We start from the raw sequence: 19,310 nt of genomic DNA, 5'->3' as shown, positions 1-19,310 counted from the left end.
TCGGAAGTTAAGTCTTAAGCCCGAAGCCCTCAGTATGAAGTCGAAAACAAAAAACGGCTTTTGACTTCTAACTTAAGACTCGCGACTTCCACTTAACTTCTTTCTTCCCAAATCATACAAAGGTGCAAAATGGTCTCCACGGCTTTTTGCATATCCTGTACCGATACCCATTCGTGCCGGCCATGAAAAGCATGTTCGCCGGCAAAAATATTAGGACAGGGCAGGCCCATAAATGATAAACGGGAGCCATCGGTACCGCCCCGGATGCTGCACAGTTTAGCGGTAAGCCCTGTACGGTTAATGGCTTCCATGGCATATTCCACAATCTGCGGGTTTTGATCAAGCACGCCTTTCATATTGCGGTACTGCTGGCTTACGGCTATATCATAGCTCGAGCCGGGGAATGCTCTTAATACATCATCGGCCGTTTTACGAATTACATCCACATGCCCGGCCAGTTTCGCCTCATCAAAATCGCGGATAATAAAATCTATCGTAGCCGTTTCTACATGCCCTTCCATGCCCACCGGGTGTACAAAACCCTGCATGCCTTCGGTATGCTCGGGCGACAACTCATCAGGCAAAGCAGCAATAATTTGCCCGGCTATTTTAATGGCGCTTTCCATTTTACCTTTAGCAAAACCCGGGTGCGAACTTACACCCCGAATGGTAAGCCTTGCACCATCGGCCGAAAATGTTTCGTTTTCCATGTTTCCGGCACTTTCGCCGTCCATGGTGTAACCCGCAAAAGCACCTAATTTGGCTATATCCACATGGTCAACTCCGTGGCCTACTTCTTCGTCGGGCGTAAATAAAATTCTGATGGTGCCGTGTTTTATTTCGGGGTGATTAACAAGTTGATAGCAGGCATCCATAATTTCGGCAACCCCCGCCTTGTTATCGGCACCGAGCAGCGTTGTGCCGCTGGCTGTTATTACATCTTTACCTAATTGATTTTTTAAGTCGGGATGCTCGGCCATTTTGATTACCTGGGTAGTATCATCAGGCAATATTAAATCTTGGCCCTGGTAATTTTGATGTACTATAGGTTTTACATTGGTGCCGCTGCAATCGGGCGCAGTATCCATGTGCGAGCAGAAACAGATCACCGGTGCATCTTTATCTGTATTAGAAGGGATAGTGGCATATACATAGCCCCACTCATCTAAATGAGCATCGTTTACCCCCATGGCCTGTAGTTCATCAACCAATAACCTGCCCAAGTCTTTTTGTTTTTCTGTTGATGGAAATGAAACCGAAGCAGGGTCTGATTGCGTATCAATAGTAACGTAACGCAAAAAACGTTCGGCTACAGTGAATGTAATAGATGAGCTGAAATTCATATAAAGCTATTATATTAGTAGCATAATAAAGGCTTGCCGACCTAAACCGGAGCCAATTGTAAATATTGATTAAAATTATACATTGAAAAAATATTTTCTGCTTTTTGTTTTGCTTGCAGCCTCGGCAATGGCAAAGGCCCAGAGTGGTTTTAACTATTATGAATGGGGTGCCGGTTTCGGTGCGAGTTACGGCCGTGGTTATGATGATCTTAACAGGCAGGTGGCGCATCCGGGCGGAAGCCTGAATTTAACTTACAATTACAGCCCGTATGTGCCTATGAGTCTTGAAATACAGTTTGGCACGCTTGAAGGCGGCGGGCGCACTCCCGATAAAGATCTGTATGGCCGGTATTCAAAAAACCATTATAAAGCTCTTGTACTGCATGCCGACATGCAGATGGGTGAGATAATTGATTACGACAATAGCTTTTTTTTAAACGCCATTAAAAATTTTTACATAGGAACCGGTATCGGTGCAATATCCAATAGCATGAAAGGGAATGATATCCAACGCACCAATCTTTATTTGTATAACGGCCCCAATACTTATGTTTTCCCGGGTAAAAACAGCAGCGTTAACCTGATGGTTCCTATACGCCTGGGCTACGAATTTAAAATATACGATGATTACGACCAGGTGGGTTATACCATAACCCTTGGTTATCAACATGCCTATACTTTTGGCGAAGGGCTTGATGGTTATAACGATAACTCGCAAAAATTTAAAAACAACGCCCCCGATCAGTTTGCCATGTTTACCCTCGGCTTTAAATACAACTTTGGCAACACAGTATCATACACCAAACTGGTACGCAATTTCAGATAGTGAACATAGAAGAACTGCGCGATTACTGCCTGCAAAAACCGGGTGCTACAGAGGGTTTCCCCTTTGGCGAAGATACCCTTGTATTTAAAATTGCCGAAAAACTGTTCCTGCTCACCAACCTGCAAACCGGCGACAGGTTTAATGTAAAATGCGACCCCGAATGGGCCGTAGAACTCCGCGAACGCTACCCCGAAGTACAGCCAGGCTACCACATGAACAAAAAACTCTGGAATACCGTGTACATGAACGGCTCGCTTACCCGCAAGCAACTTTGCGAAATGATTGACCACTCGTATGAGCAGGTGGTGAAAAGTTTGCCGAAGAAAGTGCAGGCGGAGATAACAGAGTTATAAGAAAACGTCATCCTGGACTTGTTTCAGGATCCCACAGGACAAGTGAAGATGCATAGCGTACACCTTATATAATGGGTGCCGAAACAAGTTCGGCATGACTAAATTGTGTACTTCACCCCGTAAAAATCCCCTTACACCCTCCCGCTTTACCATACTTAAACTATATTTGAGCATTACAGCTTTTTATGAAGAGATTTTTATCAGCATTACTGGTTTATTTTATCGCCCTGCAGGCAAAAGCCCAGCTTACGCCTTTTGAGTTAAGCAAGGATAAAAACTATACGGCCACCTACCCCGAGGTTATTGATTACTATCAAAAACTTAACAAACTATACCCGCAACAAATGCGGCTCATTAACTATGGTACTACCGATGTCGGCAAACCATTAACGCTGATCGTGTTATCCAAAGATAAAGTATTTGATCCTACACTCATCAAAAAGCAAAACAAACGGGTACTGCTCATCAACAATGGCATCCACCCCGGCGAGCCGGAGGGTATTGATGCCAGTATGATGCTGGTGCGCGATATGCTTAAAAACAATGCCCTGCCCAAAGATGTGGTGATTTGCCTTATAGCCCTCTACAATATTGATGGCAGCCTTAACCGTGGTTTAAGCCGCGTTAACCAGAACGGCCCTTCGGCTTATGGCTTCAGGGGCAATTACCGTAACCTTGATTTGAACCGCGATTTTATTAAGGCCGATAGCCGCAATGCCCTGACGTTTACGCAAATTTTGACTACCTGGAAACCGGAGATCTTTTTAGATAACCATACCAGCGATGGTGCCGATTACCAGTATGTGATGACGCTGATTGAAACCCAAAAGGATAAGCAAAACCCCATCCTGGCCGATTATACCACCAAAACACTCACCCCGTACCTGTATAGTAAAATGAAAAAAAGCGGGTATGAAATGATCCCGTATGGTGCAGGTGAAGAAGGCCTCCCCGACTCGGGCATTGTTAGCTTTTTAGAAACACCCCGTTTTGCCACCGGCTTTACGGCCCAGCATAATATCATCAGCTATATTACCGAAACCCACATGCTTAAACCTTTTGATAAGCGCGTGTATGCCACTTATGATTTTATGCAGCACCTGATAGAGATCAATCAACGCGATGCCAAACTGGTAGGCGAACTGAAACGCAAGGCTGATGAAGATGTAAGTAAACAAAAAACTTTTGCCATGGGCTGGGCGGTTGATAACAGCCGGGTGGATACCATCACCTTTAAAGGCTACGAAGCCAAATACAAAACCAGCGAGGTAAGCGGTTTACAGCGTTTATATTACGACAGGGATAAACCCTACACCAAAACAATCAAATATTTTAACAGCTATAAAGTTACCGCCACAGCCGATAAGCCGCTGGCTTATGTAATTCCACAGGCGTGGGGTAAAATCATTGATCTGTTTAAGCTGAACGGCGTACAGATGAAACAACTGGCACATGACACCACGCTTAAACTGCAGATATATTACATTGCCGATTACAAAACCGCTCCCCGCCCTTTTGAAGGCCACTATATGCATAGCGGTGTAAAACTTAATCCGGTTGATATGCCTGTTAAATTTTACAGCGGCGATTATGTGGTATATACTAACCAGCCCATTAACCGTTATATCGTGGAAACGCTGGAGCCACAGGGTGTGGATTCGTTTTTTACCTGGAACTTTTTTGATTCGATGCTGAGCGAAAAGGAGTATTTTTCAGACTATGTATTTGAGGATATTGCCGCCGACCTGATCAAAAAAGATCCCTCCATCAAACAAAAACTGGAAGAGGCTAAAAAGAACGATCCCAAACTGGCCCAAAGCGCCGAAGCGCAATTGTTTTGGGTATACCGCAATTCGCCTTATTTTGAAAAAACATTTTTACGTTACCCCCTGGGCCGTATCTTAACTGAAACTAAACTCGATCTCAAATAAATGGAAGCTCTGCAAACGGCCCCCGTGGCCTGCGTTATTTTTATTATAACTATTATTACTTCATTACTGGCATTTTCAAACAACAACCTGTACAGCCGGATGATGCTGCACCCATACACGGTTTACCGGGGCAAGGATATCCACACCGTAATTACCAGCGGACTGATTCACCGCGATTGGATGCATTTATTTTTCAACATGCTGTCGTATTACTTTTTTGCTTTCAACCTCGAGCCGGTTATCGGGCATTGGCAATTTGGAATGCTGTATGTGTTGAGTCTTATCCTAAGCGATATGCCAACGGTGGTTAAGCATAAAAACGATTATAATTATTTTAGCCTTGGTGCTTCGGGCGCGGTAAGTGCCGTAATTTTCAGCACCATCTTATTCGATCCCTGGAATAAGATCCTGATTTTTCCTATTCCTGTGGCCATCTGGTTTTGGGTATTTGGAATCTTATACCTGGTATACTGCCATTACGCCTCGAAATACTCGCGCGATCAGATTAACCACGACGCGCACTTTTTTGGCGCTATAAGTGGCCTGATGATCACCATCGTTTTTAACCACCATGTTTTGGGCGAGTTTATTCAGCGGATTATTTCGGAAGCTCCAGAGCATTTCCGTTTTTAAAACTACCGTCAGCATCAAATAAAAAACTCATAGGTTTTTCGGGATTCCTGATGATCTCTAACAGCAGGAATCCCCAGTTTTTCCAGAAGTTTTCCAGTACCTGGCCATAGGTTTTATTCATCCAGTCATCAAACAGGGGTTTGCTGCTGGTACCGCGGAGGGGCAGGGCCTCTATCGATATGGTATCCTCAATGGTAAAAATATCATACTCGGGCAGGCGGTTAAACAGGTAGGCCGAGTAAAAAAAGCGGGCATTCAACTCCTCAAACTGGATTGGATGCAGGGTTTGGCCGGCAATTTTATCCAGCGCTTCCTGGTGGTAACGGGCGTTGGCTCCGTTATCCTGCAGGCAAATAATCAGGCCGAAATCGTTAACCCGTAACGAGAAAGTCATGGTATTGATCTCGTCGCGGTAGCCAAAAACATTATCAGCATTATCTACCTTAAATAATACCAGGCTGTAAGGCTTAAAACCATCAAACTCTATGGGTAAATTCAAACTCTGCAACATCATGTGCAGGTTATTGAATTTATGGATGATAGATTGCGAAATATTAAACTCTTCCCCCTGCGAATGCTGTAACTTAATACCGGCCTGAACCTCATTAAAAATAATACCGTACAATAATTTACCGGCCCATTGAAACAGCTTGTTTTCATCTAAGGCCTTCACAGCTTCATAACCACCATCAAAGGCAGCAGCTATTTCGTTTTCGAGAGGCTCGATATATCGCTCATTTACCTCGGCAGTGCAGGGTAGCTTCAGGTCTTTGTAGGTGGCCATACTTTCGTCAAGCAATTTAAAAGGCTTATCTTCCAGCTCGTAGCGGCTCATAAGCCATTGCGGAAAAACCTGGATACGCTCTTCTGTAGGGTTAACATTTTGGCCCGTAAGGAAGCATTTATTATTACTGAAGTTAAAGTTGGTGAACGGTGAATAAATTTGTGCCGGCATGGCCGCAAAGATAAGCACGATTTTGGTACTAAAATTTTAGCTTTGGTTTTTAACATGGAACTGACATATCAACCCTACGAGCTTCAGTTGAAGCATGCATTTACAATAGCCAAATTTTCGCGCACCTCAACGCCGGTAATGCTGGTGCAGATCAATCATGATGGTAAAACCGGTTACGGCGAGGCATCTATGGTGCCCTACATGGGCGAAAGCCACGAAACGGCTACGGATTTTTTGAATAAGGTTGATATTAGCGAATTCAGCTATCCTTTTGATTTTGGGTCGATCATCAGGTATCTGGATAGCATCGCCCCCGGTAATCCCGCTGTTAAAGCGGCCATTGATATTGCCCTGCACGATTTAGATGGTAAACTGAAAGGCAAGCCCTGCTGGCAATTATTAGGTAGCAACCCGGCGTTGATGCCAGTTACCAGTTTCACTATCGGCATTGATACGCCCGAAATGATCATCAAAAAAATAAAAGAAGCCGAAGGTTTTAAAGTGATTAAAGTAAAGCTGGGCCGCGATACCGATAAGGAATTGATCACCACCATTCGCTCAGTTACCGATGTGCCGCTGTATGTGGATGCCAACCAGGGCTGGACAGATTTACAGCAAAGCCTCGATATGACCTACTGGCTACAAGAGCAAGGCGTACAACTGATAGAACAGCCCATGCTAAAAACCGACCCGGATAGTAACGCCTGGCTTACCGAACGCAGCCCAATTCATATTATTGGAGATGAAGCCGTACAACGGTTTGAAGATGTGGAAAAAGCCAGAGGCGTTTACACCGGCATCAATATTAAACTAATGAAATCGGCCGGGCTGTATGAAGCAAAGCGAATGATAGACAAAGCCCGCGAGCTGGATTTAAAAATAATGATAGGCTGCATGACCGAAACCAGCTGCGCCGCCCTGGCAGGCTTAGCCATTGCCCCGCAGGCAGATTGGGTTGATTTGGACGGGCCGTTTTTGGTGAGCAATAACCCGTACATAATGCCTGAGTTTGCCGATGGGAAGTATATTTTGAATGAGGATGACGGGTTGGGATTGAGGTTTTAGCCCCAATTTTAAGGAGACTTACGAAGTTTTTAAAACTTCGTAAGTCTGAACACGTTTTGCAGGCTGTCAGCGAATTTTAAATAGCACACAACCCAATAAACACCACCAACACAAACAAGTTCAAAGCCAGGTTGGGCAAAAAAGCTTTACCATATCTAATTAAATTGAAAACAGAGCGGTAAAGAAAGAACAATATCCCTATCACCAACACCAATAAAAACAACATATCCAACCCCGGACCGGCCAGATTTGTTGCTGAAACAGCATGCCCCATAATCACTCCCACAATTAAAAAGATATAAAAATATAGCGCCGTTGATAGTTTATCTATCTTTTTGATTTCCACTTTTTCGTCCGTCATCATTTATCACTCAACATAATAGGATTCCCCTTTCCTCCACCAATGATAATGATCTTTGTATTAGGCGACAGCGCAATATCCTTCTGAGCCTTAATAGCCTCATACTGCAACTGTTTATCCGATAGCCCGGTCGAAAGAATGCGCTGGTAATCGGCAATACCTTGTGCTTCCACGCGTTTACGTTCGGCTTCCTGTTTTTCTTTTTGCAGCACGAATTGCATTTTCTGGGCATCCTGCTCGGCATTGATCTTCGATTCGATGCTGGCCCTTACCGATGCAGGCAGAGTAATGTTCCGCACCAGGATTTGTTGTAGTTCCAGTCCGCGTTTTTCAAAGCTGGCGGTGATGTACAGGTTTATTTTATCCTGAAATTCCTGGCGCTTGGTAGAGTACAGGTCGACCGCGGCGTAGGCAACCGCGTTATCACGAATCGCGGTTCGGGCTACCGGCCTTACAATTTTATCAACATAGTTTTTGCCTATGTTCTGCATAATGTAAGGTGCTTTGTCGGGTTTAACTTTGTAAAGTACGGATAGGTCGATGGTTACTTCCAGGCCGTCTGATGATAGTACACGGATGGCATCGTCGCCCTCTTTTTGGCCCTCGTTACTCACTGCACTCATAGTGTAGGTTTGGGTTTGCACATCAAAAACGGTTATTTCCATGGCGGGGTTTATAATATGCAGACCGCTTTCAAGCACCTGGTCCTGCACTTTGCCAAAAAGGGTTTGCACGCCAACCTGGCCAGGTTCAATTACTTTAAAAATATTGAGTAGTAAACCTAATGCTACCACGGCAATGCCAACACCGGTTACTACGCCGCTAAAACGCCCTGCGGGTGGGGGCGATTGTTTGAGCACGATGCCCACAATGAGCACAATTACTCCTAATACTGCTATAAACATATAATGAAGTTAAGCTTTTTTTGGATGTTGCAAGTAAGAAGCGAAAGAATGATTTTAAGAGGTGATTGCAACATTTATGCAAGCGAGGTATCTGGCAACGCGGGCGGGCACAAGTTAGCCGAAGCTTGTTGCCGACGCACAAAACTTGCGCCAGGGAAAAGTTAGTTTTGTTAGGGTATGTCAAGACTTACGAAGTTTTAAAAACTTCGTAAGTCTGCCCGGGCAAGGTTTAATTACTTCACTCCTTTGCCTTTATTCTGTTTCTGCGGAGGCTGCTGCGCTTCTTTAACCTCTTTTAAAAGCCTCAGCTTTAAAAATATAACTACCGTACCAACAACCATAGCACCTGCCATAATCAGGTAGTTTTTTTCGGTAGCCATTTTATAGGCAACAATAAAGCACAGTGCCACACCCATGGTGTACAGCACATTAAGCACTAACTTAAAGCCCATTTTAGTATACGCTTATTTCGGGATCAATTTCGGCCTGCCATGCAAGGATGCCGCCGCGCAGGTTGGTCAGGTTGGTAAAACCTTGCTGCTCCAATTGCATAATGGCTGCTGCGCTGCGTTTGCCGCTGCGGCACATTACCACTACCGGTTTATCTTTCGATATCTTGTCCGATTCGATCAGTACGCCACCCAGCGGGATCAGCACACCGCCGATGTTAGAGGTTTCATATTCAAAATCTTCCCTTACGTCAATCAGTTGAAAATCTTCCTTGTTGTCGATCTTCTCTTTCAGTTCCTGTACGGTTATCTCGTTCATGTTATTTTTTATAATTATAATCCAAAGGTAGTTTTTTTCCGGATCAAAAATTTAGGCTTGTTATTTGTAACAATCAATGTGTATGAGCGTTTCATACAATATTGACATAATAATTACTTAATGAAAAAAGTTACACGCTTTTTCTGGTTTTGTTCTGGTGCACATATCGATACCTTAAAAAAATACCCTATCGAGCATAATAAGTATGTAGGCATAGGGGCCACTATATTTTTTACCGCTCTGTTTGCCGCGCTTTCGGGCGGTTACGCCATGTACTTTGTTTTTAACGGTGATGCTTTTGCTGTAGGCTTTGCCATATTGTTCGGCCTGCTGTGGGGCACTGCCATTTTTAATATGGACAGGTACATCGTATCCAGCATTAATAAAGAGGGCACCACCGGGCAGCAAATTTTACAGGCTTCGCCACGTGTTTTGCTGGCTATTATGATAGGTATAGTGATATCGCGCCCCCTGGAACTTAAGATCTTTGATAAAGAAATCCGCCAGAAATTAAAAACGGCCTATCTTAAAGGCCAGCACAGCAAGATCGATACCCTCGAAAAAACTTACATGCAAAAATATGCCATGGAGCTGGGTAAAAATGGCGATCTGAAAAAAGAAAAAGATTCGCTGGAGCGGGATATCAACAGGTCGCGCTATGAATTAAACCAGGAGGTTTTTGGCGATAAAACCAACCAAACATCCGGTATTACAGGTTATGGTACGTATGCCAAACAAAAACAGGCCATATTAGAAGAAAAGGAAGCCCGCCTTAAAACAGTAACCGGCGATTTAGGGCAGATGGATCAATACCTCAGCGCCCGAAAAGATTATGAAGGCCTGAACAGCACCCGCCTTTTCACCGAGCACCAGCTGGATAGCCTGGCTAATATAGCCGGTTTCTCTGATCGTAACTGGGCATTAGGCCAGCTAACCTATAATGATAACGGCACCCGCGATCTGGATACCTACCTCGCCATCTCATTTATAGGTTACCTGTTTATTTTGTTTGAATGCTTGCCGGTATTTGTAAAACTGATGTCGCCTAAAGGGCCTTATGATACGGCAATTGCCAAGACAGCAGAAGCAAATATTCACCTGGCCGAGCGGGATAAGGAACGGGACATAGCTGTTACCGATAATATTTATGATCATAACCTGGATACCGATATCCAGCGGCGAAAGAAGATCATCAGCTCACAATCTGATTATGATTTTGAGCGGCATAGCTATGAGTAAATAGATTTTTTACCGTAGAGACGCATAATTGCGTCTCCCGCATGCTGAGCCGCCAATGTACAAAGCGGCTTGTCCTAAAGGAGACGCATGTGATGCGTCTCTACGTTGAAACTCTTTGTAAATTTCGTTCCAATGCTGCATCTTGCGCAACATAACATCAACCTATGTTCGAGCAATTTTCCCACGCAAATTATCATAACATCTGCGATAAACTCGCGGCCGATGATCCCGACCTTTTACAGATCATCCAAAATCACGGATATCCCCCACTATGGTCAAGGCCAAACACTTTCGAAACATTGGTGCATATTATTCTCGAGCAGCAGGTTTCTCTCGCTTCGGCATTATCCGCACTGAATAAACTGCGCGAAAGGGTACAGGAAATTACCCCGGCAAGGGTTTTATTACTTACCGACGATGAATTTAAAGCCTGTTACTGTAGTCGCCAAAAAACGACCTATATCCGCTACCTCGCCGAAGCCATCATCAGCGGTCAGATTGATTTGAAAGCGATGGAACAGATGCCCGATGATATGATCCGCACGCAGTTAACCGCCCTTAAAGGCATCGGCAACTGGACGGTTGATGTGTACCTGATGTTTGTGCTGCAACACAGTAATGTATTTCCAATTGGCGATCTGGCAGCCGTAAATGCACTTAAACGGGTAAAAAATTTGCAAAAAGAAACTACAAGAGAAGAGCTATTGGCGGTAACCGAACAATGGAAACCATACCGAACGGTAGCCGCGATGTTGTTGTGGCATTATTACCTGTCGCAAGCATAGGCCCTAAAGGTGTAGTGAAATAGCCCAAAGCATAAAACAAAAATGGCGTTGGCTTTGCCAACGCCGAAAAAATACTTTTCTGGTCGAAGTTTAGCGACAGCGTAACTTCGTCCTAAACTGTGTTAAGCTTTCAGCTTAACTTCATAACAGGATATGTGAATACCGCATAAAATTTAAGAGATATTTTATGCCGAACTACGGAAGCAGAATGCTTCCAACAGTTTAGGACGAAGTTACGCTGTCGCTAAACTTCGACCAGTTCCAGCAGGGGGTAAAACAAAAAATGCGTCGGCTTCGCCGACGCATTAAAAATATGCTTTTCAAAAGCTCCCTCTTCAGGGGGCGGGGGGAGCAAACAAGCCATTCCTTTCCTGCTCCTGGTAATCCTGTACGGTTTCGATAGCATTATCTATTACATCGCTAAGCGCCGTAATGAACGATCCCTGACGGGCCATAACCATTGCATGTTTAATGGCATCTACTTCTTTAGGCACAACCTCAACCTGTTTTTCCGGATCAACCGAATAGATCCCTTCTTTCAGCAGGCCGATAATATTTTCGGCCGTACGGCCACGCAGGTGTTTTTCCTGGCGCAGGATGATGTAATCAAACATTTCGGCCGAGATTTTACCCAGTTCGCGGATGTCTTCATCGCGCCTGTCGCCAGTGCCGGCTATGATACCTATTTTAAGCGGCGAATCGATATGCCTTAAAAACTCCTTGATGCCGTTATAGCCATCAGGGTTGTGGGCAAAATCAATCATGAAACGGAAATCTTTAAACTCAAAAATGTTCATGCGGCCCGGTGTTTGCGAAGCCGATGGAATAAAAGTTTCGAGCGAGATTTTGATGTCTTCCGTTTTAAATCCCCACAAAAAAGTAGCTAAAGTTGCGGCCAGCACGTTCTCGATCATAAACGGAACCGTGCCGCCAAAAGTAAGCGGGATGAGGATGGTACGCTGTACGCGGATCTTCCAGTCGCCCTTTAATATGGTTATAAAGCCGTTTTCGCATATGGCTGCAATACCGCCTTTTTTGCAGTGCGCCTTAATAATAGGATTGTTCTCGTTCATACTGAAATAAGCGATGTTACATTCGGCCTTTTTGCCAATGCGTACGCAGTATTCATTATCAGCATTTAAAATACCCCAGCCATCTTTTTTTACCGAATTAATCACCACACTTTTCACCCGCATCAAATCTTCGAGGGTATGGATATCGGCAAGACCGAGGTGATCTTCCTGGATATTGGTGATCACACCTATATCGCATTGCCCAAAGCCAAGGCCCGAACGCAGCAGGCCACCACGGGCGGTTTCCAGTACAGCAAAATCAACCGTAGGGTCTTTCAAAATAAACTCTGAGCTTACCGGGCCTGTGGTATCGCCCTTAAGCATCATGTTGTTTTGCACGTAAATACCATCGGATGTGGTAAAGCCCACGCGGTGCCCGTTATTTTTAACTATGTGGGCAATTAAACGGGTTGTGGTAGTTTTACCGTTGGTGCCGGTAATAGCAATGATAGGGATGCGGGCCGATTTACCTGCCGGGTAAAGCATATCAATCACATGCCCGGCAACGTTGCGGGGAAGGCCCTCGCTCGGTGCAATGTGCATTCTGAAACCCGGTGCCGCGTTAACTTCCAGAATTACGCCGCCGGTATCGGTAAGCGGTTCGGTAAGGTTTTCGGCCATAATATCGATACCACATATATCCAGACCGATAATTTTGGAGATACGCTCGCAAATAAAAATGTTTTGCGGGTGCACATGGTCGGTAACATCAACAGATGTACCGCCGGTGCTAAGGTTGGCGGTCGATTTTACGTAAACCACCTCTCCTTTGGCGGGCACCGTTTCGAGGGTGTAGCCTTTTTTCTCTAACAGATCGAGTGTATCCCTGTCTACCGAAATTTCGGTAAGCACATTTTCGTGGCCATAGCCGCGGCGTGGGTCGGTATTTTCATGATCGATGAGTTGCTGTATGTTCATCAGGCCATCGCCCGTAACATGGGCCGGTTTGCGCAGGGCGGCGGCTACCATTTTATTATCAATCACCAAAACACGGAAGTCGAACCCGGTAACATAGCGCTCCACAATTACACGGCGCGAAATGCGGGCCGCGTGTTCATAAGCTGCAATAGCTTCTTCCTCGGTTTTTACATTGATGGATATGCCGCGGCCATGGTTGCCATCAAGCGGTTTAAACACCAGCGGGAAGCCCACTTTTTTAATAGCATCGGGCACGGCTGAAGCAGATGATATGGTAACACCCTTCGCTACCGGGATAGCCTGTTCCTGCAGTAAACGCTTGGTTTCTTCCTTGTTGCTGGCAATATCAACGGCAATGCTGCTGGTTTTCTCGGTCATGGTGGCGCGGAAACGTACCTGGTTTTTGCCATAACCTAATTGTACCAGCGATTGGTTGTTGAGCCTGATCCAGGGAATATCCCTCGCTATAGCCTCTTCTACTATCGATCCGGTACTTGGGCCCAAACGGGTGTTTTCCCTGATCTCGCGCATTTGCTGAATATCAGCCTCGAGGTTGTATTCTTCACCTGCAATTAAAGCCTCGGCAATGCGCACGGCAGCTTCGGCAGCAAATACGCCAACTTTTTCTTCAAGGTAAGCAAACACCACATTGTACACACCTTTTGTTTTGGTTTCGCGGGTGCGGCCAAAGCCTGTATCCATGCCGGCAAGGGTTTGTATTTCGAGGGCGATATGCTCAATTACGTGGCCCATCCAGGTGCCTGCCATAACCCGCTGAAAAAAGCCGCCGGGTACACCTGGCGAGCAGCGATGATTGTAAAGCGAAGGCAGTAGTTTTTCGAGCCTTTCGTAAAAGCCGGGGATTTCGTTGCTTGGGCGATGCTCCATTTCCTGCAGGTCGAGACGCATTTGGATTAATTTTTTGCGCCTTATGCTCCAGATATTCGGTCCGCGGAGTACCTGTATATTTTCGATCTTCATAGATTGTGATTTCCTGTTTAATTTGTGGGGTAAATTTCCTTTAAAACTAAAAAAACATAACAGTTCAATGAAACTTTTGATGGCGAAAAGGCATTATTTATTATTAAATCCTGTGTTTGTGCATGTTTTTATCTTAATTTGTATCAGGATGTATTAAGATATTGTAAAAAAATTATGATTGTCCCGAAAGGTAAGCTGATTATTATTGGTGGTGCTGTTGATATGGGGAGTAACGTTACCCTGCAGGAGCATATTTTACAGCCCGATTATATCAAATTTTTTGAGCAAGGCATATTGCGCCGTATCATTAATGAGTCGGCCAAACAGGAAGGATCGCAGATTGAGGTGATCACTACAGCCTCGCAAATTCCGGAGCTGGTTGGCGAAGAATATATCAAAGCCTTCGGCCAATTAAACGTTACCAATGTAAACGTGCTGCACATCCGCAACCGCGAAGACGCGGGCAACAAGGCCTACCTCGATCGTATCCGCAAGGCCGATGTGGTAATGTTTAGCGGCGGCGACCAGCTCAGGCTCACTGCCATCTTCGGCGGTACCGAATTTTTGCAGATCCTGAAACATCGTTACCAAAAAGAAAATTTTGTAATAGCAGGTACATCCGCAGGTGCTGCCGCCGCATCCACCCACATGATTTATCGCGGGCAAAGCAACGCGGCCCTGGTAAAAGGCGAAGTACAAATCACCGCCGGGTTGGGATTTATCGATTCGGTAATTGTTGATACGCACTTTGTACAGCGCGGCCGTATTGGCAGGCTGATGTATGCCGTGGCTACCAATCCCGGAATTTTGGGCATTGGTTTGGGCGAAGATACGGGCTTGTTGATTACCGATGGATACATGATGGAAGCCATTGGCTCCGGTTTAATTATTTTGGTTGATGGCCGCAGCATAGTTGCTACCAATATATATGATGTGGAATTGGGTTCGCCGGTATCTATCGAAAACCTGAAAGTGCATGTGATGTCGATATTTGATAAATACGATTTGGTGCAGCACCGTTTAATCATTAAAAAAAGCATGAAGGTTGAAGAAGGTACTTTTATACATGTGCCGGGCAGCAACCTGTTACAATAATTTATACTGCATAAAGTTTTTACAAAATAGCCTGGCCTTATTTATGCAGGTACATCTACTTAAATTATAATTATGAAAATAATTATTCACGGCGGTTTTTTTAGCGAATCGCTTACCAACCAGGAAGTAAAGCTGGCCAAACAGGAAGCCCTGAGCGGCATAGTGCAGTTAGGTTACAAACACCTGCAAACCCATACCGCTTTAGAAACCGCGGTTTACACTGTAAGGCTGCTGGAAGATTGCGAACTGTTTAATGCCGGCACAGGTTCGCAAATACAAAGCGATGGAAAGATCCGCCTCAGCGCCGCGCTGATGGATGGCAAAACCCAGCGTTTTTCGGGCGTTATCAATATCGAAGATGTAAAAAATCCCATTTGTGTTGCCGAAAAGCTGCAAAAGTACGATGACCGTGTGCTAAGCGGCAAAGGTGCCTGCGATTTCGCCATCGAAAACGGGCATACCTACTATAATCCCGAAACCCCTCAGCGCCGCCGCGAATACGAACAAAAGCTAAGCGACTCGATAAGGCTTGGCACCGTGGGCTGCGTGGCGCTGGATATGCACGGCAACCTGGCCGCGGCAACCAGCACCGGAGGCAAAGGCTTTGAAATACCCGGCCGCGTAAGCGATTCGGCAACTACGGCCGGTAATTATGCCAACGCTTTTGCGGGCATTTCGTGTACAGGCGTTGGTGAAGATATTGTAAGCGGATCGGTAGCCACCAAAATTGTTACACGCGTAACCGATGGCATGCCGCTAATGGCTGCCACCGAAAAAACGCTTGAAGAAATGAAACCCTACGATGGTTTTGCCGGTATTATAGGTATTACCGCAGATGGGCAGATCTATCACTCGGATACCCACCCTTACATGGTTTGGGCGCTGCACGATGGTGAAGTGGAGGTTTTTAACTAAAACCTAAATTTATTTTTTCCGTAGAAAGATTAAAAAACAATCCTTGTAAAATAACCGTAGCACTTAGGCGTTTACGCTAATGTTACCCTTTTGTGGGTATTGTTTTCCCTTTAACAAATAATTACATTTGTTAAGCTGATTAATTTAAAATTATACAGTTTAAACCCAGGAAAAAGATTAGATGAGGTATTTCCTACTGCTTATTTTGTGCACCGTTGGTTTAAATGCATCAGCGCAATGGTACAAATACAACCCTTTCCGTAAGCATACCCGCTACCCGCAGGTTGATGAGCCGGTTAATCATTCGGTAGCAAAATTGCCGGGCGCTTCCTTTGCTAAAGTAAAAATCCCGCCTACTACTATTGAGCATACGCCTTATGTAATGGCCATGATTGAGGCATCGGTAATGAAAACGGCGCAGCATAATATGCGCTTTCATGTTTACAATGCTGCCAGCTATAATTTTAGCGACCTGGCCCAAATGTACATGAAACAAAAGCGCCTGGCCGAGGCCAAATGGTTCCTGCTGCAAAGCATCACCATATCGCGCCAGCAAAATGACGACAGGCATACCATTGCCAACCTGATGGACCTGGCTACCGTAAAAGCCGATTACGGCGATTATGAGCAGGCTAAAAAAGATTTAGCCGAAGCCCGCCAGTTGGCTGTTAATAAAGGCCTTACCTACGATTTGGCCCAGGTTGAAAAGAAAACGCGTTATTTACAGGACACTAAATTTAAACCACTACAGTCGGTAAGTCGGTTCCCCGAAACTGCCGAAGCCACTACGCAGACGGCTAACAAATAATTTTTTTGTAACAAAAGCGTAAAATGGTGTTGCCTGCATACTATTAGCAAAACATAATCGTAATATTGTTATTAGTTATTAAGAGACAGCATTTTGACTGTCTCTTTTTTATTTTACATTAGCAATCTAATATTAGGCACAAGTATTGATGTTTTACAACAACTCCAATTTAACCACTGTTAAAGATATGTTTAAGAAGCTATATTTATTATTGGTGCTCGGCACCGCCCTCGCATGTAAAGCATCGCCATCAAAACCGGTTAAAGTAACAGGATCAAACGATTTGCAACCCGACGAACAGCAAAGCGTTGTTTGCAAGCAGGTTGCAGCGCTTATTGCAAACTATAATTATAAAAAAGTTGAGCTGAACGATTCTGTTTCGGCCATTATTTATGATCGTTATATCAAATCGCTTGATGAAAACCACAGTTATTTTTTAGCATCGGATATCAAGGATTTTGAAAAGTATAAAACTGTATTGGATGATGATATTAAAGCCGGCAACCTGGCCGATGCTTTTTACATTTTCAACGTTTTTCAGAAAAGGTATATCGAGCATGTTAAATATTCGCTGGAGCAGATCAATAAAAACTTCGATTTCAACAAAACCGAAACTTTTGTTTACGATCGCGATAAATTGCCGTGGATAGCCACCCAAACCGAAATGGATGCCATGTGGAGCCAACGCGTTAAGTACGACCTGCTGAACCTTAAACTGGCCAATGCAGATATGGCCAAAAACAAAGAAACGCTTAAAAAACGTTATGAAAACCTGCTAACTCAAACCAACAAGTTATCAAATCAAGACGTTTTTCAATACTTTATGGATGCCTTTACCGAGGCTATAGATCCCCATACCAACTACTTTAACCCATCAAACGCGGCCAATTTCAATATCGAAATGTCGCGCCAGGTTGAAGGTATCGGCGCTTCGCTACAGGTAGAGAACGAATACGTAACCATCAAAACCATTGTACCGGGCGGTCCTGCCGATAAAAGCCACCAGATTAGTGTTGATGACCGCATTGTTGCCGTAGCACAGGGAAAAACCGGCGAGTTCCAGAACGTAGTGGGCTGGCGTGTGGATAATGCCATCGCTATCATCCGCGGCACCAAAGGTACAACCGTTAGGCTGGAAATTTTGCCTGCCGGTGCAAGTGCCTCAAGCAAACCAAAAGTGGTTGAAATGGTGCGCGAAAAAATCATCCTGAAAGATCAATCGGCCAAAAAGGAGATCCGTACCTATAACAGCAATGGCAAAACGGTTAAAATCGGTGTAATCTCGATCCCGGCTTTCTATATCGATTTTAACGATTACAAAGCAGGCAACCCTAACTATAAAAGCACCACGCACGATGTTAAGGCTATCCTCGATTCGTTGAAGAAAGAAAACATCGATGGCCTGGTGATCGACCTGCGCGAAAACGGCGGTGGTTCGTTAATGGAAGCTATCGAGCTTACCGGCTTGTTTATTAAAACCGGCCCGGTAGTACAGGTTCGTGATACTAAAGACCAGGTTGAGGTTGATAAAGATGAAGATCCGGCTGTTTCATACACCGGCCCTATGGCGGTATTGGTTGACCGTTTCAGCGCCTCAGCTTCCGAAATTTTCTCGGGCGCTATACAGGATTACGGCCGCGGGTTGATTTTGGGGACCCAAACTTATGGTAAAGGATCAGTGCAAAGCGCTATTGATCTGGACAGGGTGATCGGTTCATCGCTTCGTAACAAGATCAGCAATATGGTTGGTGGTGCTAAAAAAAGTACCTCAACCGGCAGCCAAAGCACTTATGGCCAGCTAAACTTAACTATCGCCAAATTTTATCGCATCAGCGGTAACTCAACACAGCATAAAGGTGTAACGCCGGATATTTCATTCCCCTCGGTTATCCCGTTGGATAAATATGGTGAAGATACCGAGCCATCGGCCATGCCGTTTGATATCATCGCGAAATCTGATTATACCAAAATTGGCGATTTCAGCACCGTGCTACCGCAGCTTAAAAAACTGCATGATCAGCGTATGAGCAGCAGCGACAGCTATAAATACTTACTGGAAGATATTGCAGATTTCAAAAAGCACGATGCCGACGACAGCATCTCATTGAAAGAATCGGATTTGAAAAAACAGCGTGACGATGATGAGGAAAAATCCTTCGAACGTAACAACCTGCGCCGCATAGCTTTAGGTTTACCTGCACTTAAAAAAGGTCAAACCAAACCTAAAAACGAAGACCTGGATTTTGTAAAACGCGAGGCAGGGCAGATCATGACTGATTACATTAGCCTGGATAACAAGTTTACCAGCATTAACGGGCAGCCTGCAAACTAAGCAGCCTGATTACATAATTTGAAG

At 44.8% G+C, this 19,310-nt stretch carries 18 protein-coding genes; 11 read left to right on the top strand and 7 right to left on the bottom strand.

Annotated features, from left to right (window positions below; genetic code table 11):
• Positions 1-92: 92 nt before the first annotated feature.
• The gene (gene pepT / locus HYN43_RS25870; RefSeq protein ID WP_119406773.1) at positions 93-1,343 is read right to left on the bottom strand and encodes a peptidase T; all 1,251 of its coding nucleotides are present in this window, start codon (positions 1,341-1,343) and stop codon (positions 93-95) included.
• An 82-nt stretch (positions 1,344-1,425) separates the two neighbouring features.
• Here pepT and HYN43_RS25865 point away from each other — a divergent pair, with 82 nt between their 5' ends.
• The 4 genes from HYN43_RS25865 (at position 1,426) to HYN43_RS25850 (ending at position 5,086) form a co-directional block, all read left to right on the top strand.
• The gene (locus HYN43_RS25865) at positions 1,426-2,169 is read left to right on the top strand and encodes a hypothetical protein (RefSeq protein WP_119406772.1); all 744 of its coding nucleotides are present in this window, start codon (positions 1,426-1,428) and stop codon (positions 2,167-2,169) included.
• Entirely contained in the window at positions 2,169-2,522 is a 354-nt protein-coding gene (locus tag HYN43_RS25860; protein ID WP_119406771.1) for an MmcQ/YjbR family DNA-binding protein, read from the top strand. The genes HYN43_RS25865 and HYN43_RS25860 overlap by 1 nt, the downstream gene beginning before the upstream one ends.
• 185 nt (positions 2,523-2,707) lie before the next feature.
• A complete protein-coding gene (locus HYN43_RS25855; RefSeq protein ID WP_119406770.1) occupies positions 2,708-4,453 on the top strand; it encodes a M14 family zinc carboxypeptidase in 1,746 nt (581 codons plus the stop codon).
• On the top strand, positions 4,454-5,086 hold the full coding sequence (locus HYN43_RS25850) for a rhomboid family intramembrane serine protease (RefSeq protein ID WP_119406769.1): 633 nt from the start codon (positions 4,454-4,456) through the stop codon (positions 5,084-5,086).
• On the opposite strand, the gene HYN43_RS25845 is transcribed toward HYN43_RS25850, so the two are convergent.
• The gene (locus HYN43_RS25845) at positions 5,052-6,059 is read right to left on the bottom strand and encodes a hypothetical protein (RefSeq protein WP_342633818.1); all 1,008 of its coding nucleotides are present in this window, start codon (positions 6,057-6,059) and stop codon (positions 5,052-5,054) included. The genes HYN43_RS25850 and HYN43_RS25845 overlap by 35 nt on opposite strands.
• A 36-nt stretch (positions 6,060-6,095) precedes the next feature.
• Between HYN43_RS25845 and HYN43_RS25840 the strand changes: the two genes are divergently transcribed.
• Positions 6,096-7,106: a dipeptide epimerase gene (locus HYN43_RS25840; RefSeq protein ID WP_119406767.1), complete on the top strand. Its 1,011-nt coding sequence runs from the start codon at positions 6,096-6,098 to the stop codon at positions 7,104-7,106.
• Positions 7,107-7,182: 76 nt separating this feature from the next.
• On the opposite strand, the gene HYN43_RS25835 is transcribed toward HYN43_RS25840, so the two are convergent.
• The 4 genes from HYN43_RS25835 to HYN43_RS25820 form a co-directional block, all read right to left on the bottom strand.
• Positions 7,183-7,470, bottom strand: coding sequence for a hypothetical protein (locus tag HYN43_RS25835; RefSeq protein ID WP_162996631.1), 288 nt, complete (start codon positions 7,468-7,470; stop codon positions 7,183-7,185).
• Complete coding sequence (locus tag HYN43_RS25830) at positions 7,467-8,372, bottom strand: prohibitin family protein (RefSeq protein WP_119406765.1); 906 nt, start codon at positions 8,370-8,372, stop codon at positions 7,467-7,469. The genes HYN43_RS25835 and HYN43_RS25830 overlap by 4 nt, the downstream gene beginning before the upstream one ends.
• A gap of 233 nt (positions 8,373-8,605) precedes the next feature.
• Complete coding sequence (locus HYN43_RS25825; RefSeq protein WP_119406764.1) at positions 8,606-8,824, bottom strand: DUF6358 family protein; 219 nt, start codon at positions 8,822-8,824, stop codon at positions 8,606-8,608.
• Position 8,825: 1 nt separating this feature from the next.
• A complete protein-coding gene (locus HYN43_RS25820) occupies positions 8,826-9,140 on the bottom strand; it encodes a rhodanese-like domain-containing protein (RefSeq protein WP_109609949.1) in 315 nt (104 codons plus the stop codon).
• Between the two features lie 120 nt (positions 9,141-9,260).
• Here HYN43_RS25820 and HYN43_RS25815 point away from each other — a divergent pair, with 120 nt between their 5' ends.
• Positions 9,261-10,379 (top strand): DUF4407 domain-containing protein, encoded by a 1,119-nt coding sequence (locus HYN43_RS25815; RefSeq protein WP_119406763.1) that lies wholly within the window; start codon positions 9,261-9,263, stop codon positions 10,377-10,379.
• Positions 10,380-10,543: 164 nt separating this feature from the next.
• Positions 10,544-11,164: a DNA-3-methyladenine glycosylase family protein gene (locus HYN43_RS25810; RefSeq protein ID WP_119406762.1), complete on the top strand. Its 621-nt coding sequence runs from the start codon at positions 10,544-10,546 to the stop codon at positions 11,162-11,164.
• Between the two features lie 335 nt (positions 11,165-11,499).
• Here HYN43_RS25810 and cphA read toward each other — a convergent pair whose 3' ends face one another.
• Positions 11,500-14,136 (bottom strand): cyanophycin synthetase, encoded by a 2,637-nt coding sequence (gene cphA / locus HYN43_RS25805; protein WP_119406761.1) that lies wholly within the window; start codon positions 14,134-14,136, stop codon positions 11,500-11,502.
• A 174-nt stretch (positions 14,137-14,310) separates the two neighbouring features.
• Here cphA and HYN43_RS25800 point away from each other — a divergent pair, with 174 nt between their 5' ends.
• From HYN43_RS25800 to HYN43_RS25785, 4 genes are all read left to right on the top strand, one after another.
• Positions 14,311-15,231, top strand: a complete 921-nt coding sequence (locus HYN43_RS25800) for a cyanophycinase (RefSeq protein WP_119406760.1) — start codon at positions 14,311-14,313, stop codon at positions 15,229-15,231.
• Between the two features lie 72 nt (positions 15,232-15,303).
• The gene (locus HYN43_RS25795; protein ID WP_119406759.1) at positions 15,304-16,146 is read left to right on the top strand and encodes an isoaspartyl peptidase/L-asparaginase; all 843 of its coding nucleotides are present in this window, start codon (positions 15,304-15,306) and stop codon (positions 16,144-16,146) included.
• Between the two features lie 181 nt (positions 16,147-16,327).
• Positions 16,328-16,954 (top strand): tetratricopeptide repeat protein, encoded by a 627-nt coding sequence (locus HYN43_RS25790; RefSeq protein WP_119406758.1) that lies wholly within the window; start codon positions 16,328-16,330, stop codon positions 16,952-16,954.
• 187 nt (positions 16,955-17,141) lie between these two features.
• Positions 17,142-19,286 (top strand): carboxy terminal-processing peptidase, encoded by a 2,145-nt coding sequence (locus HYN43_RS25785; RefSeq protein WP_119409124.1) that lies wholly within the window; start codon positions 17,142-17,144, stop codon positions 19,284-19,286.
• Positions 19,287-19,310: the final 24 nt, after the last annotated feature.

Source organism: Mucilaginibacter celer (genome assembly GCF_003576455.2).
GTDB lineage: Bacteria > Bacteroidota > Bacteroidia > Sphingobacteriales > Sphingobacteriaceae > Mucilaginibacter > Mucilaginibacter celer.
Note: the sequence above shows the minus strand (reverse complement) of the source record. Positions and strands in the feature narration are given on the sequence as shown.